Below are 24690 nucleotides of genomic sequence, written 5' to 3'. Positions count from 1 at the left end.
TCGTACATGAAAGCTGTATTATTTGTAGGCCATGGAAGTAGATTAGAAGCCGGAAATGAAGAGGTTCGTAGATTTGTAGATAGAATGATTCCGACGATGGATAAAGGCCTAATCATTGAAACCTGTTTTCTTGAATTTGCCTCTCCGAACATCATGCAGGGGATTGAGCAGTGTGTAAAAAAGGGAGCGTCTGAAATTACCGTGATTCCAATTATTTTACTGCATGCCGGTCATTCAAAACTCCATATCCCTGCAGAAATTATGGAGGCAGGAAGTAAATATCCGGAAGTACAGTTTACCTATGGTGAAACGATAGGGGTTCATCCTGAAGTGTTTTCCATATTAATCGATCGTTTAGAGGAAATTGGCTTTGACACATCTGTTGAGCATCCAGATACTGCTATTTTATTAATTGGCCGGGGCGGAAGTGACCCGGATGCCAATAGTGATTTTTATAAAATTACACGCCTGCTGTGGGAAAAATTGAATGTTAAATGGGTTGAAAGTGCCTTTATGGGTGTAACAGCGCCGCTGGTTGATGAAGGGATTGAAAGGTGTATTAAGCTTGGCGCAAAAAAAATAGTGATGCTGCCATACTTTCTGTTCACTGGGATTCTAATGGAACGCATGAATGGCATGCTGGCAGGTTACAAGGAAAGGTATTCGAAGCATGAGTTTTCGATTGCTCAATACTTTGGCTATCACGAAAAGCTGCAAACGATTTTAAAGGAACGTGTTAAAGAAGCGGATGAAGGCAGGTCAACAGGAAATCAGGATATAGAAAACTATGCTTTATATGCTGATAAACATGGGCATGCACACCATCATCATCACGATCATCATCACCAACATGATCATGCACATCACCACGTTCACCAGGATGACCAAGATCATGGGCAAGGCCGTGACCAAATAGTGCACTCCGTGGAGGTATCCTAATGATTCTGTTTCTTGCCGGTACAAGCGATGCCAGGGAATTAGCGTTGGAAATACAGAAAGCCGGGCTTCGGGTCCTTGCAACGGTTGTGACAGAATCAGCAGCTAAAAGCCTGGAGGAAGCGGGGGTTCCTGCACAGGTTGGCAGGTTAACTTCAGCCGATATGACAGCATTGATTAAGGAAAAAGGATTTCAGGCAGTTGTAGACGCTAGTCATCCATTTGCAGAAGAAGCTTCAAAAAATGCTTTGCAGGGTGCAAAGGAAGCAGATGTGCCGTATATCCGGTATGAGCGTGAAAGTCAAAGATTCCGGCATCCCAATTTAACAGTGGTATCTGATTATGCTGAAGCAGCAAGGCTTGCGGCAAGGATAAAGGGTGTCATAATGCTCACGACCGGAAGTAAAACACTGGAGGTTTTTGCAAAGGAATTAGTTGGTCTGCCAAATACAAGAATGATCGTAAGAATGCTACCGAGGATTGATAATATGGAGAAATGTGCAGCGCTTGGGGTTGAACAAAAGGACATTGTTGCCATACAGGGTCCTTTTTCAAAGGAATTAAATATAGCACTATATCGACAATACGGGGTCACACTGATGATTACGAAGGAAAGCGGAAAAGTCGGCTCTGTTGATGAGAAGGTAGCGGCCGCCTTAGAGTGCGGAATCGAGACGATTATGATCGCCCGTCCAAAAGTAAATTACTCCACTATGTTTTCAAGCTTCGATCAGATAATTGCCGAATTAAATAAATGTCTGTGTTAGAGGACAGGATTAATTTCCGTTTGCATGTTGATTGAAGTGCCTGGAACGGAAATCAATAAACATGGTTAACAAACCAAAAAATTTAAATTCAGGAGGAATAACAATGGATTTTAAAACAGAATTCAAACCTTTAACAATTGATCCGGACAAGATTTACGACTATAGTTTTTCGATTATAGCAGAAGAAATGGGACCACATGACTTTTCAGAGGACGAATGGAAGATTGTCAGACGGATTATTCATGCTTCAGCTGATTTTGAATTGGGGAGAAGTGTCATTATTCATAAGGATGCCATTCGTGCAGGAGTGGAGGCCATTCGTAAAGGGCGTCATGTTATTGCTGATGTGCAAATGATTGAAAGTGGAACAGGAAAAGCTCGGTTCCAAAAATATGGCGGTGATGTGCATTGCTATATTTCTGACGAGGATGTTTCCATTGAAGCAAAACGGTTGAATCAAACAAGAGCCATCATTTCGATGCAGAAGGCAGTTAGTGAAAATGAAGGCGGTATATATGCAATTGGCAACGCGCCTACAGCACTTTTAGAGCTGATTCGCCTGATTAAGGAAGGAATCGCTAAGCCTGATTTAATCATTGGGATGCCGGTCGGCTTTGTTTCTGCCGCTGAGTCCAAAGAGGAATTAGCGAAAATAACTGAAGTTCCATTTATCACAAATGTTGGCCGGAAAGGCGGAAGCACTGTTACTGTTGCAGCGTTAAATGCGATTTCTCTTTTAGCGGATCAGAAATAATCATGGAAAAAAAGGACCCATCTCAAATGCGTCAAGGCTATACAACAGGTGCCTGTTCTACTGCTGCAACAAAGGCTGCTTTAATTGCCTTAATAACAGGTGAAGCACAAGAGGAAGCGACCATTCACTTACCTGTTGGACGTGACGCAACTTTTACAATGGAAAATTGTGAGATAGGTGACAATACTGTTAGCGTGGAGACGATAAAGGATGCTGGTGATGATCCGGATGCAACTCATAAGGCACGGATTGTGTCTACCGTCAGCTGGACGGATTCATCGGGCATTATCCTAGATGGGGGGATTGGTGTCGGCAGAGTAACGAAACCGGGTCTGCCAGTTCCTGTCGGTGAAGCAGCGATTAACCCTGTTCCCCGGAAAATGCTGATGACGGTTATTCAAGAGACATTACAAGAATTCGAGATTGATAGAGGTGTGAAGGTCATCATTTCCGTACCAGACGGGGAAGAAATTGCAAAAAAAACATTAAATGGACGCCTTGGAATTATTGGTGGGATTTCAATACTTGGAACAAGAGGAATTGTTGTTCCTTTTTCCAGTTCAGCTTATATGGCAAGCATCGTTGAAGCTATCAGCGTCGCAAAGGCATGCGGCTGTGACCATCTCGTCTTAACGACAGGCGGGCGCAGTGAAAAATATGCTATGCAGCAGTTTCCTGAATTACCTGAGGAAGCATTTATTGAGATGGGCGACTTTGTCGGCTTTTCCTTAAAGCAATGCAAAAAACAGGGAATAGAAAAGGTTTCGCTCGTCGGCATGATGGGGAAGTTTTCGAAGCTTGCTCAAGGAGCCATGATGGTCCATTCCAAAGGCTCATCTGTTGATTTTGATTTTCTTGCTGAAATTGCCAGATGTGCAGGTGCACCAGAAGAACTCATTATTGAAATCACACGGGCCAATACTGCATCGCAAGTCGGTGAGATGATGGCTGAGGCGAACCATCATGAATTTTTCAATAAACTATGTGAAGCCTGCTGTCAACAATCATTCAAGCATATCAAGGGTGGGGTCAAGATAGAAACAACCATTTATACACTTAAAGGACAATTACTAGGAAGGGCTGTTGGAATTGACTCAAATGGTGAAGTTAATTGGAATCGGGGATAACGGAAAAGAAAGCCTGCTGCCACAGTACATTCAATGGATTGAAGAAAGTGAAGTACTTGTTGGCGGTGAAAGAGTGTTATCATATTTTCCCGACTATCAGGGAGAAAAGGTTGTCATAAAAGGCGGTATACAGGCAATAGCAGAGAAGCTGCAAAAGGAAACCCGTCCAACTGTTGTACTGGCTTCAGGTGATCCGTTGTTTTTCGGAATTGGAAGCTATCTTGCTAAAAAAATAAATATTGAAGTATATCCCTATGTGAGCTCCATTCAGCTAGCTTTTGCCAAAATGGGAGAGAGCTGGCAGGATGCTTTTGTTGTCAGTGTCCATGGACGAAGCATGAAAGGCTTGGCACAGCGGATTGATGGGAAAAGAAAAATAGCGTTGCTTACAGATACCGAAAACAACCCAAGTCGAATTGCTGACTATCTCCTTTCCTTCGGGATGACGGAATATCGTGCGTTTGTTGCCGAAAATCTAGAAGGGGAAGGCGAGAAAACAGGCTGGTACGAACTAGAGGAAATGCGTCAGCATGAGTTTTCACCATTAAATGTGGTGATTTTGAAAAGGATTGCTGAAGGACCAAGCTGGCCGCTTGGGATTGAGGATGAAGAATTCTCACAGCGTAAACCTGATAAGGGCTTGATTACTAAAAAGGAAATCAGGGTGTTAAGTCTTTATGCATTGAAGCTGCAAAAGGATAGCACGATTTGGGATATAGGAACCTGTACCGGCTCGATAGCCATTGAAGCGGCAAGACTGGCTCCGGAGGGTCAGGTTTTTGCGATTGAAAAAAATGAGCCTGATTTAGAAAACTGCTTTCAGAATCAACGAAAGTTTCGTGCGGATATCACAGCCATCCATGGAAAAGCACCTGATGGTCTAGAAAGCTTCCCTGACCCTGATGCTATTTTTATCGGCGGAACCGGCGGAGAAATGGTCGATTTAATTAAAGTCTGCGGTAAGCGTCTAAAAAAGGGCGGACGTATTGTTCTTAATGCGGCAACGATTGAAAATCTATACAGGGCGAATGAGGCCTTTGCGCAAGCAGGCTATCAAACTTCTATAATGCATGCCCAAATCTCAAGAAGCAAACCGATATTGGGGATGAATCGCTTTGTCCCGCTCAATCCAATCTATATCATTACAGCTGAACGAAAGGAAGAGGCAAATGAGTAATCTTGGTACATTATATGGTCTTGGCGTCGGTCCGGGAGATCCAGAATTAATTACAGTGAAAGCGTTCCGCGTTATTCAAGAGTCACCTGTTATTGCTTATCCGAGAAAACGAAAGGGAAGCAAGAGCTACGCTCATCGGATTGTTGAAGTATATATTCGTCCTGAAGAAAAGGAAATGCTGGGACTTGTTTTTCCGATGACAAAGGATCAAACGATTCTTGATCGTGAGTGGAATCTTATGGTCGATGAGGTATGGCAGAGATTAAAAGAAGGCAAAGATGTAGCGTTTGTAACGGAAGGGGACCCGCTTTTATACAGTACCTTTATACATATGATGAAATTAATGAAGGAATTGCACCCAGAGGTTGAAATTAAGTCAGTACCGGGTATTTCATCCTTTAACGGCTCCGCCTCAAGACTGGGGATAGCACTAGCAGATGGGGATGACCAGGTCGCCATAGTCCCTGCCCGAGACGATTACGCTGCAATGAAAAAAGCAATTGAAGAACATGATGCAGTCGTGTTTATTAAGGTTGCGAAAGTTATGGATCTAATGATTACTGTTTTAAAAGATTTAAATCTATTAGATAGAGCATCGGTTGTTACAAAGGTTACGTCGGAGGAAGAAGTGATTTGGAAGGTCAGCGAGCTGGGGGATGTTGAGCTTGAATATTTAACATTGATGGTGGTGAGAAAGTGAAAATCTATATTGTCGGAGCGGGACCGGGCGATCCGGATTTGATTACAGTCAAAGGATTGAACATTCTGCAAAAGGCTGATGTCATATTATATACGGATTCATTAGTAAATGAGGAACTGATAGCAAAGGCGAAGCCAGAAGCAGAGGTGCTGAAGACAGCTGGAATGAACTTAGAGGAAATTGTTACGGTGATGGTCGAACGGGTAAAGGCAGGTAAAATGGTTGCACGCATCCATACTGGGGATCCTTCCATGTACGGAGCGATTATGGAACAAATGGCATTGTTGAAGAAGGAAGGGATCGGCTGTGAAGTCATACCAGGTGTCAGTTCGGTATTTGCTTCTGCTGCTGCCATTGGCGCTGAGCTGACGATTCCAGACTTAACACAAACGCTTATTTTAACGAGAGCAGAAGGCAGAACGCCAGTACCTGAATTTGAAAAATTACGTGATTTGGCAAGCCACCATTGTACGATAGCCTTGTTTTTAAGTGCGACATTAACAAAGAAAATCGTCAAAGAGCTGCAGGCTGCCGGCTGGAAGGATGAAACACCGGTTGCTGTCATTCAACGGGCATCGTGGCCGGATCAAAAAATTATCCGGACAACATTGGCTAATCTTGATGAAGATATGAGAGCTAACGGAATTCGGAAGCATGCCATGATTTTGGCTGGCTGGGCGTTGGACCCAAACATCCATGAAAGGGATGAGTACCGTTCCAAGTTGTATGATGCAAGCTTTACGCACGGATTCCGCAAAGGTGTGAAACCATGATGATTGAATTGAAGGAGGGAGAACTTGCACCCATTATTCAAAATAATCCCTATGCACTAGTAGCGATTACGAAGCATGGCGTCGAGTTATCCCGCCGTTTACATAAATTATTTTCCCAAACGGACTTGTACTATATGAGCAAGTTCGAAAAAGGCGATGAGGAAGCAAAGGGTATTCAGCTGTTCTCAGGAAGTGTCCGGATACTTTTGCCGACACTTTTTCAACAATATAAAGGCATTATTATGATTATCTCTCTAGGTGCAGTGGTGCGAATGATTGCCCCAATTTTAAAGGATAAGAAAACAGATCCTGCTGTTGTTGTCATTGATGACCGGGGTGAAAATGTCATCAGTGTCCTATCAGGTCATTTAGGAGGCGCGAATGAATTAACCCGTCAAGTCGCAGCAGCCCTTGAGGCAAGACCGATTATTACAACGGCATCGGATGTGCAAAAAACCATTCCGGTCGATTTGTTTGGTGCACACTTTGGCTGGATATGGGATTCCCCTGATAAGTTAACTCCGGTCAGTGCATCAGTTGTAAACGAAGAGCATGTGGCGGTTGTTCAAGAATCGGGTGAGCCTAATTGGTGGCTATACGATATACCTATTCCAAAGAATATTGTACGCTATCCTTCTATTAAAGAAGCAATCCAGGCTAAACCGAATGCTGCTTTAATTGTGACGCACCGGTTGCTTCAGCAAGATGAGGAAATCATTCTAGAAAACGGAATCGTTTTTCGTCCAAAGTCGGTTGTTATTGGGATGGGCTGTAACCGTGGAACAAGTCCCGAGGAAATCGAGAGTGTGATTCAGGATACACTTCTGGAACTTACTATTTCAATTAAAAGTGTAAAGGCAATTTGTACGATTGATTTGAAAAAGGATGAAGCCGGGCTACTTGAAGTGGTGGAAAAATATGGCTGGGATTTTATCTGTTATTCACCGGGAGAGCTTAATATGGCAGTAATTGAGGCTCCCTCTAAGACGGTATATAAGTACACAGGTGCCTATGGAGTCAGTGAACCGGCTGTTCGACTCTATACAGGAGCTGAGAAGCTTGCGCTCGTTAAGAAAAAATCAGGTAATGTGACAATATCAGTTGGCATCATTCCTTTTCCAAAGGAGGGCCGCTTGTGAGCCAAAGAAGATTAGTTATTGCCGGGACCGGAAGTGGGGTCGGCAAAACAACGATTACGATTGGTATAATGGCAGCTTTGAAGCAGAAAGGCTATACGGTGCAAGGCTTTAAGTGTGGTCCTGATTATATAGACCCTTCTTATCATACTGCCGTTACTGGGAGAATCTCACGGAATCTGGACAGCTGGATGTTTGAACATCAACTGGTGCGCGATATCGCTGCATATGCAGGTAAAGGTGCTGACATTAGTATTATTGAAGGTGTAATGGGTTTCTTTGATGGAAAAAGTCCTTTAAAGAATAAAGGTTCAACAGCTGAAATCAGCATAATTACAGATAGTCCGGTGCTGCTTATTGTCAATTGTGCCAGCATGGCTCGCAGTGCGGCAGCCATTGTAAAAGGATTTCAAGCATTGGACAGTGGACCAAATATTGTCGGGGTCATTGCGAATCAAGTTGGCAGTGCAGGGCATTTTGAAATTGTAAAAGCGGCCATCGAGCAGGAGTGCCATGTACCGGTCATCGGGTATTTAAAGCGGGAACAGGGGATTGATATTCCTAGCCGCCATTTAGGCTTAGTGCCTGCTATTGAAAGAGGAGAGTTACGTCCTTTTTTTGAGAGGTTAGCAGACCTAATCTCTGAAACAATTGATGTCGAACGGCTATATGTGTTAGCTGAAACAACAGAATTAACGAATCAATCTACTAATCTTTTTGAGCAGCATAAGAAGCAAGAGGTTACAATTGCGGTTGCTAAGGATGCTGCCTTCAATTTTTACTATCAGGAAAATCTTGAACTGCTTGAAGCATATGGGGCAAAGCTGGTTTATTTTTCTCCTTTAAATAATGAGGAGGTACCTGCCGTGGCAAGCGGATTGTATCTTGGTGGCGGCTTCCCGGAGGAGTTTGCGGCGGACCTTGGAGGAAATGAGGTTTCCAAGGCTTCTATACTTAAGGCAGTCTTGGGCGGCATCCCAACATTGGCGGAATGCGGCGGATTTATGTATTTAACCGAGGCAATCGTTCTTACATCTGGTGCGCAGCATCCTATGGTAGGTATTATCCCGGGGAAGGTGCGGATGCAGCAAAAGCTTGCAGCTTTAGGCTATCGGGAAATAACCGGCAGAAAAGATAACTTCCTAATTGGTGAGAATCAGCAGGCAAAGGGGCATGAATTTCATTATTCAATATTTGAAGAGGAAGAAGAACTTCCATTTGCGTATGAAACAAAAGGTCGATTTGGACCAAAGAAGGAAGGATTCTTGCAGGGCAGCCTTGTTGCCGGCTATACTCACTTTCATTTTGCTTCAAATCCAGAGCTTGCCGAGCGTTGGGTAAAGAAATGCGTCAACTATAAGCAAAAGGCAGAGAGAATTTTTTAAAAGGGGAATTGCGAATGAAACCAGGAAAAGTCTATTTAGTCGGAGCAGGACCGGGTGACCCAAAGCTGTTAACAGTATATGGACTTGAATGCATACAAAAGGCGGATGTGATCGCCTATGACAGGCTTGTGAATCCGAAGCTGTTAGAATATGCAAAGCCTGAAGCAGAGTTGATCTATTGCGGAAAATCACCGGGGAAGCACCAATTGATTCAAGAAGAAATCCATACCCTTTTAGTGGACAAGTCATTGGATGGGAAAATGGTAACCCGTTTAAAAGGCGGGGATCCTTGTGTGTTCGGCCGCGTTGGGGAGGAAGCAGAGATTCTTCGTGAACATGGGATTGAATATGAAATTGTTCCCGGCGTTACAGCAGGTATTGCAGCGCCTGCTTATGCAGGTATACCTGTGACACATCGTGAGTATGCCTCCAGCTTTGCAATTGTAACTGGGCATGGCAGCGATCTTAGGGGAAAGGATTATTTGAATTGGCCGGCACTTGCCCAAGGAATTGATACAATTGCTTTTTACATGGGTGTAAGCAATCTAGACTATATTTGTAAGCAATTAATCACCCACGGACGATATGTAAAAACGCCGGTCGCCATTATTGAATGGGGCACAACGGAAAAGCAAAGAACAATCACCGGGGATCTTGAAAACATTCAAGATAAGGTGAAGGCAGAGCAAATTCAAAACCCTGCTATGGTCTTGGTAGGTGAAGTGGTTCAACTGCGTGAGAAGATAAAGTGGTATGAAAAAATGATAGAGGTCGAACGTGTAACTGGATAATAGGAGAGGTGGAGTAAGTGGATCGTAAAGGTTTATTTCTCATCTATACTGGTGAGGGAAAAGGAAAGACAACTGCGTCTCTTGGTGTTACGCTCAGAGCTGTCGGTAGAGGTTTAAATGTAAGGTACTTACAATTTATTAAATCCAAAGAACGAACATATGGGGAAGCGTTAGCTTTGAAAAAATTAGGTGTAGAGATGGAGCAGCTGGGTGTAGGGTTTACTTGGACCAAAACCCCTGAGGAACACCGTGCTGCACTCAAGCAGGCATGGGAAATAGCGAAAGGGGCTTTGAATGATAAGGATATCGATTTACTTGTATTGGATGAATTGAACAATGCCCTATCCATTGCCAAGTTTCCAATTGACGATGTCCTACCGATGCAGGAAGTGATAGAGGCTATTCAAAATCGCCCCTCACATATGCATCTTGTCGTAACAGGCAGACAGGCAGGAAAGGAACTAATGGAGCTCGCTGACCTTGTCTCAACCATTGAAGCCACAAAACATTACTATGAAAGAGGGATTCCAGCAGTAAAAGGTTTGGAATTTTGATCGGTGTCAGGCACCAGAAAAAGACAAATGCGAATCATTTGTCCTTTTCTGGTGCCTGACACCTTTAGTTTGTCTAGCTCCAGGCGATATCGGCTCGTCTTATGCTTGTCGCCGATAGGCGGGGGCCTTCCGCTTTTCGTTTTTTACAATAAATAGCTCATGAATGCTGTTGCGATTCCAAAGTAAATAATTAATGAAAAGATATCATTTAACGTAGTGATTAGTGGTCCGGATGCAACTGCAGGGTCAATTTTTATCCGATATAGAAAAATAGGGATAATCGTCCCAGCTAGTGTGCCAATAATTAAGGTTAACAGGAGAGATGCGCCCACAACGACGCCAAGCATTGGATTGCCAAGCCAGACATAGGCGATAATGGAAATTAATATGCCGCAGGTTACGCCAATAATCATGCCGACGCCGCATTCCCGCATGATTAAATTGAGTATTGATTTCTTATCAAGATCATTGACAGCAAGACCGCGAACAACGACAGCAAGTGACTGTGTCCCAGTATTACCGGTCATACCTGAAATCATAGGCATAAAGTAGGTCAGTGCTACAACCTGATGTAGGGTATTTTCATATCCACTGATGATGCTTCCTGAAATAAGACCAATAAACAAAAGTAAGATAAGCCATGGAAGCCGGCGATAGGCTGCAATAATAGCCTTTGTATCAAAGTCAATCGCTTTACCTGAGGCAGAAAGCTTTTCGATGTCTTCATTCGCTTCTCTGATGAAAACGTCGATGATATCGTCTACGGTGACAATCCCCATTAAGACATTTTCTTCGTTTACAACAGGAATAGCAAGAAAGTCATAGCGTTCAATGATGCGGGCAACTTCCTCCTGGTCCATTGTATCGGACACGGAGATAACACGTGCATACATAATGTTGCTAATTCTTTCATTGGCATCAGCAATCAGTAAGTCCCGGTAGGATACAACGCCAACGAGCTTACGAAGGTTATCCACTACATACAAATAATTAATGGTTTCGGCAAAATCCGCAAAGGACTTTAATTTATCGACTGCATCCCTTACCGTATAATAATCACGAATCCAAACAAATCGGTTTGTCATTAAACGGCCGGCTGTTTCAGGAGGATAATTCATGATATTCTGAACAATCTTAGATTCCTCTATTTTCATACCAGCAAGCAAAGAGGCCATTTTCTCAGGGGATAAATCATCTAAGAGTGATGCTAAGTCATCATTATCCATTTCATCGAGAACCTGGCTTTTTCTCTCAATCCCCAGCTTATTCAGAACTTTAAATTGTTCATCACTATCTAATTCCTGGATTAAATCGGCTAGAAGGTCGATTTTTAAATGTACCAAAAAACGGGTTCGATGCTTTTCCGGTAGGTCGGCATAGATTTGAGCTATATCATAGGGCTGCAATTCATCTAGAATAGCATCCAACTCTTTTTGTTTATTTTCTTTTAAGGCTTTAATAATATAAAGTGTGATTTGGTCTTCAGTCATATTTTGAATCAAATGTCTCACTCTCCTTCCACCGGAAAAGTTCTTTATTTAGTCATGCATGATTATTATAATGAAAAAATTCTATGATTTGAAATGAAACTTTCGAAAACATTGTGCAAAATGGTTAATTCCTTAAGGGATAATACTATATGATATGCATGTCTAAGGTAAAGGGCGAATAGGTCTTTGCAGGAAATCTACTGTTTTTATGGTGTATCGTGAAACGGACATCTGATAAAAATAGTGGAGTACCATTAGTAGTCTTGTCCATTTTTAGAACATACATTTTCTTCATTGCTCAATACTGTATAAAAAAGTATAGTTCATAAGGGTGAGTCAAACTTACGACACACGCCAAAAATGATTAACACAAAATAAACGAGCTTTTATTAAAGATAATGTCCTTATTATCTGCTATGATAGTAGTAACTAGATATTGGCATTTATTAGGGTCTGACAGTGAGGATATTTTAATACGTGTTCGGGGGTTTCATCGTTGAAGAGGAATGATATAAGGGATGTTATTTACATCCATTTAAATGAAAAAAATCAGTATGTACTTTCGTATGGAATTGAATTTCGCGAGTTCCTGCTGTCTTTACACGAGTCTATTAATCATTTACTCCTTCTTAAGCATCGGTTTGATGATGGAGATTTTAATATGCATACAATGCTTGATTACGTTCCAAAGAAAAGACTGATGAAGCTAATTGATGAGGACGTATACGGTTATGGGGATTTTTGCTGGATTGACTTTGAAGAAATGGAAGGATTAGATGAGATTCCCGGCCAGGTTCTGGCGGAGCTGCTCTATTTAGGTCATGTGAAAGAACCGTTAAGGCCGCCATTTTATAGTTATTTAGGTAATTCCTATGCCTATTTAGCACATGATGATGGCTGGTTTAATAAAACCTATTACCGGGATTTAAATCATTTTTACTTTCTCCTCAGTCAATTAATACCAACGAAGCTTGAAACGATAAAGCCAGAGAAAAATTTATTAGGATTGAAAAAGAAGAAAAACTATCCTTCTGTTGACGAGCATCTTTTATTATCAATAAAAAAGTTTATGAGTGAAGGCTTGGTTTTGTCGATTAAGGATGTTATGCAAAATCGATTTCGCATTGAGATGCCGATGTGGGTGATTGGTGACTTCTCAAACATGGATGATATGTACGAAGAATACGAAAAAAATAGTAAAAGACCATGTGATGCAAAGCTTATTTTTGATAAAAAAACACGTGAATGGAAAATGCGTTCAAGCTAATAGAGTGATTCTGGAAGCACTGCTAATCAATGGAAAAAATTATACTACCATTGTTTTCTTTCTGATGATATACTTTAAATAGTGTAAATTACATATTATAGAAAAAGGTGTCTTTTTAAAAACAAGACTTAAATGGGAAGTTGGTGTACAATCCAACGCGGTCCCGCCACTGTAATTGGGAGTGACCTGCACATATCCACTGTACGTTGTACGGGAAGGAGCAGGAAGCGATGATCATAAGCCAGGAGACCTGCCTTTTCTAAAACACCAAAAAAACCTACGAGGATAGGGGGTGTATGGAAAATGGCTATCCTTACCTTTTATATAGTCAATCCAGCATCTCCTCGGCTTTGGAGATGCTTTTTTGTTGTGTTGGATCTAATTCAATGTATATGTAAGACTACAGGATTGACAATAAAGGGAGGACTAAAAATTGAAGAAGATTTACGGATTATTACTTGCAATGCTTCTATGCATAGCCGTTGTAGCAGGCTGCGCGGGAGCAGACGAGAAAGAAACAACGAAAAACGAACAGGATCAAAAGACAGAGCAGCAGACAAAATCTGGTGAAGAAAAGAAAGCGAATGTCTTTCCAGTAACGATAAAAGACGCCGCAGACAATGAAGTGAAGATTGAAGCAAAGCCAGAAAGAATTGTTTCACTGATTCCGAGTAATACAGAAATATCCTTTGCATTAGGTTTGGGCGATGAGATTGTCGGAGTGAATGATTATGACAACTATCCAGAAGAAGCGTTACAAAAAGAGAAAATCGGTGATATGAATTTTAATGTTGAGAAAATCATTTCATTAAAGCCGGATCTTGTTTTGGCACATGGCGGCTCATCGATGGGAAGCTCTGTTGAAGGATTACAGCAGCTACGTGATGCAGGTATTACAGTACTTGTAGTTAATGATGCAACAAGCTTTGATGCTGTATATGATGCTATCAATATGATTGGGCAGGCAACAGGAACTTCAGAAAAGGCTGACGAAATTGTAGCCGATATGAAAACAAGAATTGAAGCAATAAAGGAAAAAGCAGCAACAATTAAAGAGGAAGATAAGAAAAAAGTTTATTTTGAAATTGCACCTGCTCCTGATATCTTTTCAGCAGGAAAAAATACATTTATGGATGAAATGCTTACAATCATTAACGCTGAAAATGTAGTCACAGAAGAAGAATGGCCAAAGGTTGACCAAGAAGCAATCATTGCCAGCAATCCGGATGTCATTATTACAACGTATGGATTCTATGTAGAGGATGCTGCTGAACAGGTATTAAGTCGAGAAGGATGGCAGGATATTAACGCTATCAAAACGAAACAGGTAGTCGATGTTAACTCCGATGAAGTAACACGTTCAGGGCCTCGCCTTGTTAAAGGAGTAGAGGAAGTTGCAAAAGCGGTATACCCAGACGTTTTCAAATAATAAAATAGTTGCTTATTTGCTGTCAGTCGTTTTATTAATTACGGCGATGCTATTTGCTATTTCAATAGGTACAGTTTCTGTACCTATTTTCGATATCGTGAGAATGATTGGTTCAGGTCTGTTCGGATTTTCAATGGAGCAGGTTGATCCCATGTATTCGAATATTGTTCTTAATATCAGATTACCAAGAGTGATTCTTGCAGGTTTAGTTGGAGCATCTTTAGCCATTGCAGGAGCCGCCTTTCAAGGATTATTACGCAATCCGCTTGCCGATCCATATACACTGGGGGTTTCCTCCGGTGCTTCGGTCGGTGCCGTTCTGACCATCTTTTTAAATCTTTCCATTCCATTTCTTGGTGAGTTTACATTACCCTTTTTAAGTATTATTTGTTCATTTTTAACGATGATTATCGTCCTTTTCTTTTCACAAAAAATTGACCGCTCGATGAAGGTAGAAACAATTATTTTGACAGGAGTTATTTTTAGTTCTTTTCTAAGTGCGTTTATTTCCCTCATGATTGCCTTAACCGGCGAAGAGCTTCGCCAAATCATCGGCTGGCTGTTAGGCAGTGTGTCGATGAGAGGCTGGGATTATATCCAAATCATCCTTCCGTTTTTTATCATTGGGTCCTTGCTTGTTTTAGTCAATGCAAATGAATTGAATGCGATGTCATTTGGAGAGGAACGTGCACAGCATTTAGGAGTTAATGTGCAAAGACGGAAGCTGCTTGTCTTAACTGCAGGCTCCATTTTGACAGGTGCAGCAGTTGCTGTCTCTGGGACAATTGGCTTTGTTGGATTGGTTATCCCTCATTTAACCAGACTGCTTTGGGGACCTGATCATAAGCATTTATTGCCACTTTCGATTCTAACAGGCAGCAGCTTCCTCATTTTAGCTGATCTTGTGGCAAGAACGATTATCACACCAACAGAACTTCCAATTGGGGTGATTACTTCTTTAATAGGTGCTCCGGTGTTTGCGATTATATTGGTTGGCAGTAAGAGAAAGGAAAGGAAACGATGAGGATGCTAGAGATTGAACAACTATATGGCGGCTATGATCATGACACTGTCCTTAAAAATGTTTCGTTTCAAGTACGTAAAGGTGAGCTGTTTGGGATTCTAGGACCAAACGGCAGCGGAAAAACCACGATGCTCAAGATGATAAGCGGCATTTTACCCTATAAACAGGGAAATATTTATCTGAAAGGGCAGCCGTTAAAAAACTACTCAACGAAGCAGCTGGCAAAGGTTATAGCCGTACTTTCACAGCATACATCTGAAGCCTTTTCTTACACAGTTAAAGAGACGGTTTCGCTTGGAAGGTATGCGCATCAAAGAGGCTTTTTTAACGAATGGAGTAAGGAAGACGAGGTCATTGTTCAAGAGGTCATGAATTGGACGGGTGTTGCTTCCTTACAAGAGCAGCCCATTCAGCTGTTATCAGGCGGAGAGAGGCAGCGGGTTTTCCTTGCGCAGGCACTGGCACAGGAGCCGGAAATCCTTCTTTTGGATGAGCCGACAAATCATTTGGATTTGTCTTATCAGAAGGAACTGTTAGACCTATTGAAAAAGTGGACGCGGGAAAAGGAATTAACGGTTGTCTCTATTTTTCATGATTTAAATTTGGCGGGGTTGTATTGTGACCGTCTCCTGCTGATGGAAAACGGCGAAGTGAATCGTTATGATATACCAAATGAAGTGTTGAAACAGGAAATAATTGAGAATGTTTATAAGACACAAATAAGAAAACACTCTCATCCAAAGGTTCCTGCCCCACAAATGGTTCTTCTGCCTGAATCCTACTATCAGGCGCGAAATGAAGTAAAGATTACGAAAGAAAATATAGCAGTAAATCATGATTATATCGTCTTAAAGGCTCCATTGTCTTTACGTACCATGTCCTCAGGTGTTACAGGTTCAGGTATGGGCTGGCATCATACCTTTGTAAACAGACACGTGGATAAGAATTACAATAGCAGCGATCCGCGGGAGGAATTGGGTGAATTTTTAAAGGCGAATGGCCTTGAACCATCTGATACCGTTGGGATGATGACGGCTGTTTATACAGAGGATGTGGTGTATCGTCTCTATGAGGAAGATGAATTTTCCGTACTGGTGGTTGTAACGGCTGGAGTTGGCAATGCAGTAGATGTTTCCAAAAGCAATGAGCAAAGCTATTGCTTAACACCTGGAACCATTAATACCTGGCTGTTTATTAACGGAGAATTAACCGACGAGGCATTTATCCATTCGATTGTGACGGCAACTGAAGCAAAGGTTAAGGTCTTACATGATAGGAATATTAAAGACGCACGTACAGGAACGATTGCTACAGGAACGTCGACAGACAGCATATTAATTGCTGCGACCCAAAAGGGAAAGCTCCTCGAGTATGCAGGCAGCATTACACCGCTTGGCAAACTGATTGGCAAGGGAGTTTACGAATGTACAGAGGAAGCGATTAGGAAGAGCAAAGAAAGAAGAGAGAGAATCTATGATAGTTGAACATGCATTATCGATCACGTTAGCTATTATCATTGATCGGATAGTCGGAGACCCTCCTTCATGGCCGCATCCTGTTAAATGGTTTGGCAGGCTGATTTCCACTCTTGATAAGCGGCTTAATCATGGAAGGGGAAGGAAATGTAAGGGGGCAGGTATGCTCCTTATTGTTATGCTGGTTGTATTTGTTTCTGCATTATTTATCAGTATCGCAGCCTATACATTACATCCATTGGCTGGGATTGTAGTTGAAGGGATTTTAATTGCTTCCACGATTGCACAAAAAAGTCTGAAGGATGCTGCCCTCGAGGTCTATTATCCACTGCAAAAAGAAAATCTAAACGAAGCGCGACTAAAGCTTTCCTATATTGTCGGCCGAGATACGGAGAATTTACAAGAATCGGAAATTGTCCGCGGAACGGTAGAAACAGTTGCAGAGAATACTAGCGACGGGGTAACGGCTCCAATGTTTTGGGCCCTGGTCGGTGGTGCACCATTGGCGCTCTTATACCGTGCCATTAACACCTGTGATTCGATGGTGGGTTATAAAAATGAAAAATACCAAGATTTTGGCTGGGCTTCCGCAAGAATGGACGACGTAGCTAACTGGATTCCAAGCAGGTTGACAGGCTTCATTATGCTTCTAGCTAACCGTCCGCTTAAAACAAAGCGGAAGAGTGCCTGGCACATCCTGTTCCGCGATGCAAAAAAACACCCAAGTCCAAACAGCGGCTGGTGTGAAGCGGCAGCAGCAGCAATTTTAGGTGTCCAGCTGGGTGGAATCAATACATATAAAGGAATTATTTCAAATCGTGCATTAATGGGTGACCCGCTTTTTCGATTAGAAAGCAAGGATATTATCTTAATGAATCGTATTTTATCACAAACAGTCTTTTTATTTTTAATCATTTTATGGCTTGGAGGTGTGTTCATTGACATGGCCGTCACATGGTTCTAACCCTCAATATTTGTACGAAGCTGCCGGGCTGACGCTTCCGGAGTGCCTCATTGACTTTAGTGCTAATATTAACCCGCTTGGACCGCCAGCAGTGCTACAAAAGCACTGGGGAGATTTGTTTCATGGAATTGGAACATATCCCGACCCACATACTGCCTCATTAAAGGTGAAAATAGCGAACCGGGAAGGGATTGGACCAGAGAGGATTCTTATCGGGAATGGCGGTGCTGAAATCATAAGTCTACTAGGCAGACTGATAGCAGAAAAGAAAGTGTTGATTGTGGAGCCGGCTTTTTCTGAATACGAAAAGGCATGCCAGGTCAACAACTGCGATGTTTCTTATTATCAGCTGTCTGATGGATGGGAGATCCATCTTCATGATTTAATTGGGAAACTGCAAGGAATGGACGCTGTTTTTCTGTGTAATCCGAATAATCCTACCGGTATGTATTATGGAACAGATATCATTTTGCCGCTTCTAAAAGCGTGTAAACGTGAAAATTGTCTCCTGATTGTAGATGAAGCGTTTTATGATTTTACCGCGGAATATGAACCGCTTGTTCCGTACTTAAAGGAATTTCCTCAGTTAATCCTAATGAGATCCTTGACAAAAATATTTGCTATTCCGGGAATACGCTTAGGCTATCTAATGGCTGACCGAAGCTTGGTTGAAAAGCTGTCAGCTTACCAGCCTCACTGGAGTGTCAATAGTGTTGCAATCCAGGCGGGTGAGTGGTGTTTAGAGGATGAGGAACATATCAGTAAAATGATTCAATTTATACAATCGGAGCGGGATGTGCTTCTTAGATTTTATCAAGAGCAGCATTTTGAGGTCTCCAACTCAGCAATTAACTTTTATCTGCTACGGGATCCTCAGTTAAATGATCAATACCCGCTCTTTGAATTTTTGCTGAAGCAGGGAATCGTTCCAAGACATACCTTTAACTTTCCAGGTCTTGAAGGCCGGTGGCTGCGGTTTGCCATCAGAACATCCGTTGAAAATAGGAAGCTAATGGAGGCGATGAAGGCGTGGCGCAGGCTGAATCCATCGTTTTTATAACCGGCGGAGTACGGAGCGGGAAAAGCAGTTTTGCTGAAAGGCTGACTGCTGATATATGGAGGCAGTCTAACGCTGGCCAGCTCCATTATATTGCAGCAATGCAGGCATCGGATGCTGAAATGAAGAAACGAATTCTCAAGCATCAGGAGGGACGCAGCCAAAGTGGGCTGGAGTGGATAACATGGGAAAAGCCGGTTTCAATTGGAGAATTAGCTGATTCCTTTCAAGAGCAGGATGTTGTGCTGCTCGATTGTTTAACAACCTGGCTCAATAATGAGTTATTTTTTGAAAAAAGCGAGTGGCAGGAGGAATTCTTTCTAGCCCATCTATTCGAAGAAATGTGGAATGGAATTCGTTTGATTGCTCAAAGGGCACGGACACTTGTCATTGTGAGTAATGAGGTGCTGCATGAACCGATTGCTTCAAATGAACTGGTTTTTCAATACAGCCGTCTGCTTGGGAAATTACATCAACAGATTGTCGTCTCTGCATCAAAAGCTTTTTTGGTCGAGTCAGGGACACCTGTTGAAATGAAAGGAGTGGGTAAATGAAGGGCTTCATGATTCAAGGAACTGGTTCTGATGTGGGAAAAAGTTTGATTGTGACTGCTTTTTGTAGAATGCTTGTGAATGAAGGGATAAAGGTTGCTCCATATAAATCACAGAATATGTCTAATAACTCCTATGTAACGGCAGATGGATCGGAAATTGGTCGTGCCCAGGGGATACAAGCAGAAGCCGCTAAAACAGAAGCCTCTGTTTGGATGAATCCCATTCTGCTAAAGCCGCAGTCTGACCGAAATTCAGAGGTGGTTCTGCTGGGGAAGGCACTTAAAACACTGTCTGGAAAAGGCTACCGTGAAACCTTTTACGAAAAAGGAATTGAGGTCATTCATCAATCCATCAAGGAACTTTCGAAGCAATATGAATTTCTCGTGATGGAGGGAGCAGGCAGCCCGGTTGAAATGAATTTAAAAGACCGCGAGCTTGTTAATATGAAGGTGGCTGAAATTGCAGATGTCCCTGTATTTCTTACAGCAGATATTGACCGGGGTGGTGTTTTCGCCAGCATTATTGGAACGCTTGAACTATTTTCAAACGAGGAACGAAACAGAGTAAAAGGCATTTTTATCAATAAATTCCGCGGTGATTTTAATTTATTTAAAGATGGCGTGACGTTTCTTGAAGAAAGGACAGGCATTCCCGTCTTGGGTGTGCTCCCCTTTATAAGCAATCATATGATTGATCGTGAGGATTCCTTATCGATTAATGAATTTCGCAGTTTGAAAAAATCAGGAGAATTGGAGATTGCTGTTATTCAGCTTCCATATGCATCAAATATTAGTGACATTGAACCGTTTTTACATGAGGAAGATGTTGCTTTGCGCTTTGTCCGTGATGCCTCGGAGTTTGGGAGGCCGGATGCTGTTATCATTCCCGGAACGAAAAGTACCATTCGTGATCTTCAGCATTTGCGACATTCCGGGATAGCAGATAAGATTATCAGCTTTGCGCAAAATGGAGGCTTTGTGACAGGGATTTGCGGCGGTTATCAAATGCTTGGGAAAACACTGATTGATGTTGAGGGCACTGATACAGGGGAAGCAGGGTTTGAAGAGGGCGGTTTGGGCCTTATTGATGCGGTGACTCATTTTCAAAAAGAAAAGAAGACCATTCGCGTGGAGGGAACCTGCCATCCGCAAACAGGAATTGGAATGGAGCCGATTGAAGGCTACGAGATTCATTTAGGTGATACGGCTATTCCTGATTTAGTGAAAAGTCCTTTGTTTCTTTTCGATTCTAAGTGGGAAGAAGGCTATTATGGTAACGACGGTCGTATCATCGGTACATACTTACATCATCTTTTTCATAATGATGGCTGGCGTACTATTTGGCTCAATCGTATTCGCGACAGCATTGATATACCACGGAAGCCCAAGGTGGATGTTGGAAGTTTAAAAGAGGAGCGGTATGAACGGCTGGCGGAAGAGATGGGGAAATATATTGACTACAATCGAGTAAAAAAAATCATTTTAGATTGGGAACGTGAGCATGAAAATCATTAAAGGATTCATTATGGCGGTTCAATTTTTTACGAGCATTCCCATTCCTTACGAAGTGCCAATGGATCGTGTCCATATTGAAAAGGCAATTAAAACCTTTCCTATCCTAGGTTTGTTACAGGGTATTTTCTATGCTTTTGTTATGTTTGCCATTTCTGCGTGGACGCCGTTGTCCCCGCTTGCTGCTGCTTTCTTTGTTTGGCTTTCAATGATTGTCATTACGGGAGGTCTGCATCTGGATGGCTGGATGGATGCAAGTGATGCTTACTTTTCCTATCGTGATCAAGCAAGAAGGCTGGAAATCATGAAGGATTCAAGGGTAGGAGCATTTGGTGTCCTTTCTGTTTTAGTCCTTTTGAGTGCAAAGTTTTTGTTTATTTACGAGATTGCTGAGCGGCTCTATGAAGGCTCCTATGCTCTTATTGCCTTCATTCCTTTTTTAAGTAAAAGTGTAATGGGCATTCTGTTAATTAATGTGAAAGCCGCAAAAGAGGAAGGGCTTGGAACGTTGTTTAAAAATGCTGCCTCCAAATATACTCTCTGGAATTATCCTATATATGTCCTTCTTTTGTTTGGTATGTTCGTAGCGGTTTGGCCTGAAGTGCTTAGCGGGGCCTTCTTGCTATTGCTGGCAGGGCTTGTGTTTCTTATGGTGGCGGCGAGAAAAGCAGTCAAATGGTTTGGTGGAATTACAGGTGATGTATTAGGTGCATCAGTGGAAGGAGTGGAAATTGTTTTATGGATGACGCTGTGGTTGTGGCATTATTTCGTCACGGTTTAACGGAGGAAAATAAACGACAGGCCTATATTGGTTGGACGGATTCCCCAATATGTGACGATGTTAGAGAAGTGTTGGCGGCTCGGTGTTTTAAGCCATCACCATATGAAATGATTGTGACAAGTGATTTAAAGCGCTGCTTACAGACGGCAAACGTTTTATTTCCTGATCAAGAACCGATTTCATTCCCTGAACTTCGGGAGCTTCATTTTGGCAGCTGGGAAGGGAAAACATACGCCGAGCTCTCAGGTGATTCTGATTACGAGGAATGGCTCAACGACCAATATGAAAAGGTCCCGCCGTATGGCGAAAGCTATTCAGTTTTTGGTGACAGGATTGAAAAGGGCTGGCAAAAGGTTCTAACCATGATGGAGAAGGACAATATCCACCGGATGGCCATTGTGACACATGGGGGTGTCATTCGTTATTTATTATCAAAGCTTCACGAAGAGCGCGATTTTTGGGAGTGGAAGGTTCCTCATGGAAACGGGTTCGAGCTGGTATGGTCAAGTGTGGAGGCTTTCAGGAGGGGAGAACGATGCACTTTGTTACGGGCGGTGCGTTTAACGGAAAATCAAAATGGGTAAAAGCATATAATCAAATAAATGAAGAAAACAGCCGTTGGATGTCCGCCTATGGTCAGGGGGAGTTACCCGGCAGCTTTGATTCAGTTGGCAAGGACATGATTATTCTTGAAGGAATTGAGCTATGGGTCAAGGAGCTGTTGAATCATTTGGATGAGAGCGCAGTCCGAGAAAAATGGCAGAAGCTTTTGCAGCAATGGAGGCTATGGGAAACTAGTAAGCCTGGAAGATTGGTGGTTTTAATAGGTTCAGATATAACAAAAGGAATTGTCCCTGCTTCATTGAAGGAACGAATTTGGCGTGATGTAACAGGAAGGGTTTTTCAGGATACGGCTGCAGCTTCCGAACGGGTCGATCTTATCTGGTACGGAATCAATCAAAAACTAAAATAGCCGGAAAGGAAGTTTTAAGATGAAATTATATACAAGAACAGGTGACAAAGGACAAACAAGTATTATCGGAGGCAGAGTCGATAAGGATGATGTAAGGGTTGAAGCCTATGGAACAGTCGATGAAGTTAACAGCTTTGTTGGTCAGGCAGTCACACAGCTTGATGCGGAATTATTTAAAGATATAAGGGATGATTTAGAAAAAATTCAGCACGAGCTTTTTGACTGCGGCGGGGATTTGGCGAATGTGACAAAAAAACGCGAATCGAAATTGACGGCTGAATCCATTACCTATTTAGAGGAAAGAATCGATGAGTTAATCAAGGAAGCTCCTGAGCTTGAACGCTTTATTTTACCAGGGGGTTCTCCAGCTGCTGCGACACTTCATATCGCACGTACCGTAACAAGAAGAGCGGAACGATTGGTTGTTAGTCTTTTAAAAGAGGATAATGTCTTTCATCGTCAGCTGCAATTTCTAAACAGGCTGTCAGATTACTTCTTTGCTGTCGCACGCGTGGTAAACGCCCGTCTGAATGTGAAGGACGTGGAATATGTCCGCAGCGCACCGGTATTCCGCGGTGGAAAAAGAAGCGAGGCAGCTGAAAATGAACATAAGGAAGATTAGTGTAATCAGCTTATTTATTGCTTTGGCGGTGGTTGGCGCTTCGATTAAAATTCCAGCGATTGTCGCTAGTGTTGCATTGGATATGGTGCCCGCTTTAACAGCGGGTGCCATATTAGGAGGAATACCTGGGGCGCTTGTTGCTTTTTTCGGTCATCTTATTTCTGCATTAATTGGGGGCATGCCGTTAGGGCCGTTTCATTTCTTAATTGCTGTAGAAATGGCACTGCTCGTTTGGCTGTTTGCGCTCATTTATAGTAAGGGAAAAAGAGTCCTTGCTAGTATTCTATTTGTAATCGGAAATACGTTTGTTTCTCCTTTACCGTTTTTATTTATCATGGGTGCAGGCTTCTACATCGGAATGGTCCCGTCCTTATTAATTGGAGCTGTGCTAAATACCGTACTAGCCTTACTGCTGACACCTCGTTTGGTGAGCGTGCTTTTTCATAAGGAAGCGCTAAAATGAAAAGGGATATTACGATTATACCCTTGAGTGAAAAAGATTCACTTGTCATTGCTTCTGATAACAGCGGAGGCATTGGTTTAAAGGAACATGACCTGGTCAGGACACCCTATGAGATTGTTTCATATTTCAGTCTTCGAGTGGCTGCGATGGAATGTATCGCAGCAGGCGGGGTGCCTTTTTCTGTTATGATTCATAATTTTTGCAGTGAGGACTCATGGCAGGCGATTGTTGCAGGTGCCGAACGTGGATTGAATGAACTGGGTCTGAAATCTAATGTACAGATTTCAGGGAGTACAGAAAGTAATTTTCAACTGCTGCAATCGGCCCTTGGAATCATTGTGATGGGAAAAAGGGAACGGTCATTTGCCGAGGCGAAGTTTTCTTTGGATAAAATGAAGATTGCGGTCATTGGGTCACCGTTAGTGGGGGAAGAAGTTTTAGAGCGGGGCAGTGAGGTATTGCCTCTTTCCTTGTTTAAGGAACTGAGTCTGCTGGAAGATGTGATTCTGTTGCCTGTCGGATCAAAGGGAGTCTTTCACGAATTGAAGGTGATGACCGGTGATGAAGGGCTGTCTTTGGAATCCGTCAGCTGTGATGTGGATTTGGTGAAAACTTCCGGACCGTCGACTTGTATTTTAGCTGCTTTCCCAGCTGTGCTCGAGCCTGTTGTGAAGGAAATGACAGCGAGGCTTTATCATTCAGTGGAGATAGAGGTAGAATAAAAGGGGTAATGGACAAAAAGTGAAGTAAGTACTCCGGTAATGTCTTATAGAAGGGCTCTAAAGGACAAAGCGAAGGCAACGAGCTCCGGAACTGTCTTATAGAAGGGTTCCGAAGGACAAAAGGAAGGTTAAAGGCTCCGGAACTGTCCTTCATAAAGGTTCTGAAGGACAAAAGGAAGGCTAAAGGCTCCGGAACTGTCCTTCATAAAGGTTCTGAAGGACAAAAGGAAGGCTAAAGGCTCCGGAACTGTCCTTCAT

At 42.6% G+C, this 24690-nt stretch carries 26 protein-coding genes and 1 riboswitch; of the genes, 25 read left to right on the top strand and 1 reads right to left on the bottom strand.

The features are described 5' to 3' along the window. The first annotated feature begins 6 nt into the window (after positions 1-6). The 11 genes from ACHUFV_RS18280 to ACHUFV_RS18230 all read left to right on the top strand — a co-directional run bounded on the left by ACHUFV_RS18280 (position 7) and on the right by ACHUFV_RS18230 (position 10100). Positions 7-939, top strand: a complete 933-nt coding sequence (locus ACHUFV_RS18280; RefSeq protein ID WP_394236656.1) for a sirohydrochlorin chelatase — start codon at positions 7-9, stop codon at positions 937-939. Beyond that, a complete protein-coding gene (cobK, locus tag ACHUFV_RS18275) occupies positions 939-1703 on the top strand; it encodes a precorrin-6A reductase (protein ID WP_394236654.1) in 765 nt (254 codons plus the stop codon). The genes ACHUFV_RS18280 and cobK overlap by 1 nt, the downstream gene beginning before the upstream one ends. A gap of 103 nt (positions 1704-1806) precedes the next feature. Beyond that, on the top strand, positions 1807-2457 hold the full coding sequence (locus ACHUFV_RS18270) for a precorrin-8X methylmutase (protein WP_394236652.1): 651 nt from the start codon (positions 1807-1809) through the stop codon (positions 2455-2457). 2 nt (positions 2458-2459) lie between these two features. Continuing rightward, positions 2460-3584 (top strand): cobalt-precorrin-5B (C(1))-methyltransferase, encoded by a 1125-nt coding sequence (locus tag ACHUFV_RS18265; RefSeq protein WP_394236650.1) that lies wholly within the window; start codon positions 2460-2462, stop codon positions 3582-3584. Then, positions 3556-4761 carry a precorrin-6y C5,15-methyltransferase (decarboxylating) subunit CbiE gene (cbiE, locus tag ACHUFV_RS18260; RefSeq protein ID WP_394236648.1) on the top strand — a complete coding sequence of 402 codons (1206 nt, stop codon included), beginning with the start codon at positions 3556-3558 and terminating at the stop codon, positions 4759-4761. The genes ACHUFV_RS18265 and cbiE overlap by 29 nt, the downstream gene beginning before the upstream one ends. Then, complete coding sequence (cobI, locus tag ACHUFV_RS18255; protein WP_394236647.1) at positions 4754-5461, top strand: precorrin-2 C(20)-methyltransferase; 708 nt, start codon at positions 4754-4756, stop codon at positions 5459-5461. The genes cbiE and cobI overlap by 8 nt, the downstream gene beginning before the upstream one ends. Further along, positions 5458-6234, top strand: coding sequence for a precorrin-4 C(11)-methyltransferase (gene cobM, locus ACHUFV_RS18250; protein ID WP_394236645.1), 777 nt, complete (start codon positions 5458-5460; stop codon positions 6232-6234). Before cobI ends, cobM begins: the two co-directional genes overlap by 4 nt. Then, positions 6234-7373, top strand: a complete 1140-nt coding sequence (locus ACHUFV_RS18245; RefSeq protein WP_394236643.1) for a cobalt-precorrin 5A hydrolase — start codon at positions 6234-6236, stop codon at positions 7371-7373. Before cobM ends, ACHUFV_RS18245 begins: the two co-directional genes overlap by 1 nt. Continuing rightward, the gene (locus tag ACHUFV_RS18240; RefSeq protein WP_394236641.1) at positions 7370-8755 is read left to right on the top strand and encodes a cobyrinate a,c-diamide synthase; all 1386 of its coding nucleotides are present in this window, start codon (positions 7370-7372) and stop codon (positions 8753-8755) included. Before ACHUFV_RS18245 ends, ACHUFV_RS18240 begins: the two co-directional genes overlap by 4 nt. Before the next feature lie 14 nt (positions 8756-8769). Beyond that, on the top strand, positions 8770-9546 hold the full coding sequence (gene cobA / locus ACHUFV_RS18235) for a uroporphyrinogen-III C-methyltransferase (protein WP_394236639.1): 777 nt from the start codon (positions 8770-8772) through the stop codon (positions 9544-9546). 17 nt (positions 9547-9563) lie between these two features. After that, positions 9564-10100, top strand: a complete 537-nt coding sequence (locus ACHUFV_RS18230; RefSeq protein WP_394236637.1) for a cob(I)yrinic acid a,c-diamide adenosyltransferase — start codon at positions 9564-9566, stop codon at positions 10098-10100. A 143-nt stretch (positions 10101-10243) separates the two neighbouring features. On the opposite strand, the gene mgtE is transcribed toward ACHUFV_RS18230, so the two are convergent. After that, on the bottom strand, positions 10244-11602 hold the full coding sequence (gene mgtE / locus ACHUFV_RS18225; RefSeq protein WP_394236635.1) for a magnesium transporter: 1359 nt from the start codon (positions 11600-11602) through the stop codon (positions 10244-10246). Between the two features lie 484 nt (positions 11603-12086). Here mgtE and ACHUFV_RS18220 point away from each other — a divergent pair, with 484 nt between their 5' ends. The 14 genes from ACHUFV_RS18220 to ACHUFV_RS18155 all read left to right on the top strand — a co-directional run bounded on the left by ACHUFV_RS18220 (position 12087) and on the right by ACHUFV_RS18155 (position 24432). After that, a complete protein-coding gene (locus ACHUFV_RS18220; protein WP_394236634.1) occupies positions 12087-12857 on the top strand; it encodes a hypothetical protein in 771 nt (256 codons plus the stop codon). 88 nt (positions 12858-12945) lie between these two features. Next, a riboswitch (cobalamin riboswitch) is annotated at positions 12946-13129 on the top strand. Positions 13130-13290: 161 nt separating this feature from the next. Next, a complete protein-coding gene (locus tag ACHUFV_RS18215; RefSeq protein WP_394236632.1) occupies positions 13291-14286 on the top strand; it encodes an ABC transporter substrate-binding protein in 996 nt (331 codons plus the stop codon). Further along, complete coding sequence (locus ACHUFV_RS18210; protein ID WP_394236630.1) at positions 14252-15310, top strand: FecCD family ABC transporter permease; 1059 nt, start codon at positions 14252-14254, stop codon at positions 15308-15310. Before ACHUFV_RS18215 ends, ACHUFV_RS18210 begins: the two co-directional genes overlap by 35 nt. Before the next feature lie 2 nt (positions 15311-15312). Further along, entirely contained in the window at positions 15313-16794 is a 1482-nt protein-coding gene (locus ACHUFV_RS18205) for an adenosylcobinamide amidohydrolase (RefSeq protein ID WP_394236904.1), read from the top strand. Further along, a complete protein-coding gene (cbiB, locus tag ACHUFV_RS18200; protein ID WP_394236628.1) occupies positions 16784-17749 on the top strand; it encodes an adenosylcobinamide-phosphate synthase CbiB in 966 nt (321 codons plus the stop codon). The genes ACHUFV_RS18205 and cbiB overlap by 11 nt, the downstream gene beginning before the upstream one ends. Then, positions 17724-18809, top strand: a complete 1086-nt coding sequence (gene cobD / locus ACHUFV_RS18195; protein WP_394236627.1) for a threonine-phosphate decarboxylase CobD — start codon at positions 17724-17726, stop codon at positions 18807-18809. The genes cbiB and cobD overlap by 26 nt, the downstream gene beginning before the upstream one ends. After that, the gene (locus ACHUFV_RS18190; protein WP_394236625.1) at positions 18779-19360 is read left to right on the top strand and encodes a bifunctional adenosylcobinamide kinase/adenosylcobinamide-phosphate guanylyltransferase; all 582 of its coding nucleotides are present in this window, start codon (positions 18779-18781) and stop codon (positions 19358-19360) included. Before cobD ends, ACHUFV_RS18190 begins: the two co-directional genes overlap by 31 nt. Next, positions 19357-20874 (top strand): cobyric acid synthase, encoded by a 1518-nt coding sequence (locus ACHUFV_RS18185; protein ID WP_394236623.1) that lies wholly within the window; start codon positions 19357-19359, stop codon positions 20872-20874. Before ACHUFV_RS18190 ends, ACHUFV_RS18185 begins: the two co-directional genes overlap by 4 nt. Next, on the top strand, positions 20861-21652 hold the full coding sequence (gene cobS, locus ACHUFV_RS18180) for an adenosylcobinamide-GDP ribazoletransferase (protein WP_394236621.1): 792 nt from the start codon (positions 20861-20863) through the stop codon (positions 21650-21652). The genes ACHUFV_RS18185 and cobS overlap by 14 nt, the downstream gene beginning before the upstream one ends. Then, entirely contained in the window at positions 21622-22236 is a 615-nt protein-coding gene (locus ACHUFV_RS18175) for a histidine phosphatase family protein (protein WP_394236619.1), read from the top strand. Before cobS ends, ACHUFV_RS18175 begins: the two co-directional genes overlap by 31 nt. Beyond that, positions 22188-22625, top strand: coding sequence for a bifunctional adenosylcobinamide kinase/adenosylcobinamide-phosphate guanylyltransferase (locus ACHUFV_RS18170; RefSeq protein WP_394236617.1), 438 nt, complete (start codon positions 22188-22190; stop codon positions 22623-22625). The genes ACHUFV_RS18175 and ACHUFV_RS18170 overlap by 49 nt, the downstream gene beginning before the upstream one ends. 19 nt (positions 22626-22644) lie before the next feature. Then, positions 22645-23247: a cob(I)yrinic acid a,c-diamide adenosyltransferase gene (locus ACHUFV_RS18165; protein WP_394236615.1), complete on the top strand. Its 603-nt coding sequence runs from the start codon at positions 22645-22647 to the stop codon at positions 23245-23247. Then, positions 23228-23710: an ECF transporter S component gene (locus ACHUFV_RS18160; RefSeq protein WP_394236613.1), complete on the top strand. Its 483-nt coding sequence runs from the start codon at positions 23228-23230 to the stop codon at positions 23708-23710. Before ACHUFV_RS18165 ends, ACHUFV_RS18160 begins: the two co-directional genes overlap by 20 nt. Beyond that, on the top strand, positions 23707-24432 hold the full coding sequence (locus ACHUFV_RS18155; protein WP_394236611.1) for an ATP-binding protein: 726 nt from the start codon (positions 23707-23709) through the stop codon (positions 24430-24432). The genes ACHUFV_RS18160 and ACHUFV_RS18155 overlap by 4 nt, the downstream gene beginning before the upstream one ends. The last annotated feature ends 258 nt before the right edge of the window (positions 24433-24690 follow it).

Origin of the sequence: Niallia oryzisoli (assembly GCF_043641075.1) — a bacterium.
Classification (GTDB): Bacteria; Bacillota; Bacilli; order Bacillales; family Cytobacillaceae; genus Bacillus_BD; species Bacillus_BD oryzisoli_A.
The sequence above is the reverse complement of the archived record's forward strand: the minus strand, read 5'-3'. Positions and strand labels throughout refer to the sequence as shown.

Coding starts and splice junctions, on each gene's coding strand:
- ACHUFV_RS18155 (WP_394236611.1), top strand. CDS start 23,707: ATGAAAAGGGATATTACGATTATACCCTTGAGTGAAAAAGATTCACTT.
- ACHUFV_RS18280 (WP_394236656.1), top strand. CDS start 7: ATGAAAGCTGTATTATTTGTAGGCCATGGAAGTAGATTAGAAGCCGGA.
- ACHUFV_RS18265 (WP_394236650.1), top strand. CDS start 2,460: ATGGAAAAAAAGGACCCATCTCAAATGCGTCAAGGCTATACAACAGGT.
- cobI (WP_394236647.1), top strand. CDS start 4,754: ATGAGTAATCTTGGTACATTATATGGTCTTGGCGTCGGTCCGGGAGAT.
- cbiB (WP_394236628.1), top strand. CDS start 16,784: ATGATAGTTGAACATGCATTATCGATCACGTTAGCTATTATCATTGAT.
- ACHUFV_RS18165 (WP_394236615.1), top strand. CDS start 22,645: ATGAAATTATATACAAGAACAGGTGACAAAGGACAAACAAGTATTATC.
- ACHUFV_RS18160 (WP_394236613.1), top strand. CDS start 23,228: ATGAACATAAGGAAGATTAGTGTAATCAGCTTATTTATTGCTTTGGCG.
- ACHUFV_RS18170 (WP_394236617.1), top strand. CDS start 22,188: ATGCACTTTGTTACGGGCGGTGCGTTTAACGGAAAATCAAAATGGGTA.
- cobK (WP_394236654.1), top strand. CDS start 939: ATGATTCTGTTTCTTGCCGGTACAAGCGATGCCAGGGAATTAGCGTTG.
- ACHUFV_RS18185 (WP_394236623.1), top strand. CDS start 19,357: ATGAAGGGCTTCATGATTCAAGGAACTGGTTCTGATGTGGGAAAAAGT.
- ACHUFV_RS18205 (WP_394236904.1), top strand. CDS start 15,313: ATGCTAGAGATTGAACAACTATATGGCGGCTATGATCATGACACTGTC.
- ACHUFV_RS18245 (WP_394236643.1), top strand. CDS start 6,234: ATGATTGAATTGAAGGAGGGAGAACTTGCACCCATTATTCAAAATAAT.
- cbiE (WP_394236648.1), top strand. CDS start 3,556: ATGGTGAAGTTAATTGGAATCGGGGATAACGGAAAAGAAAGCCTGCTG.
- cobA (WP_394236639.1), top strand. CDS start 8,770: ATGAAACCAGGAAAAGTCTATTTAGTCGGAGCAGGACCGGGTGACCCA.
- ACHUFV_RS18270 (WP_394236652.1), top strand. CDS start 1,807: ATGGATTTTAAAACAGAATTCAAACCTTTAACAATTGATCCGGACAAG.
- cobS (WP_394236621.1), top strand. CDS start 20,861: ATGAAAATCATTAAAGGATTCATTATGGCGGTTCAATTTTTTACGAGC.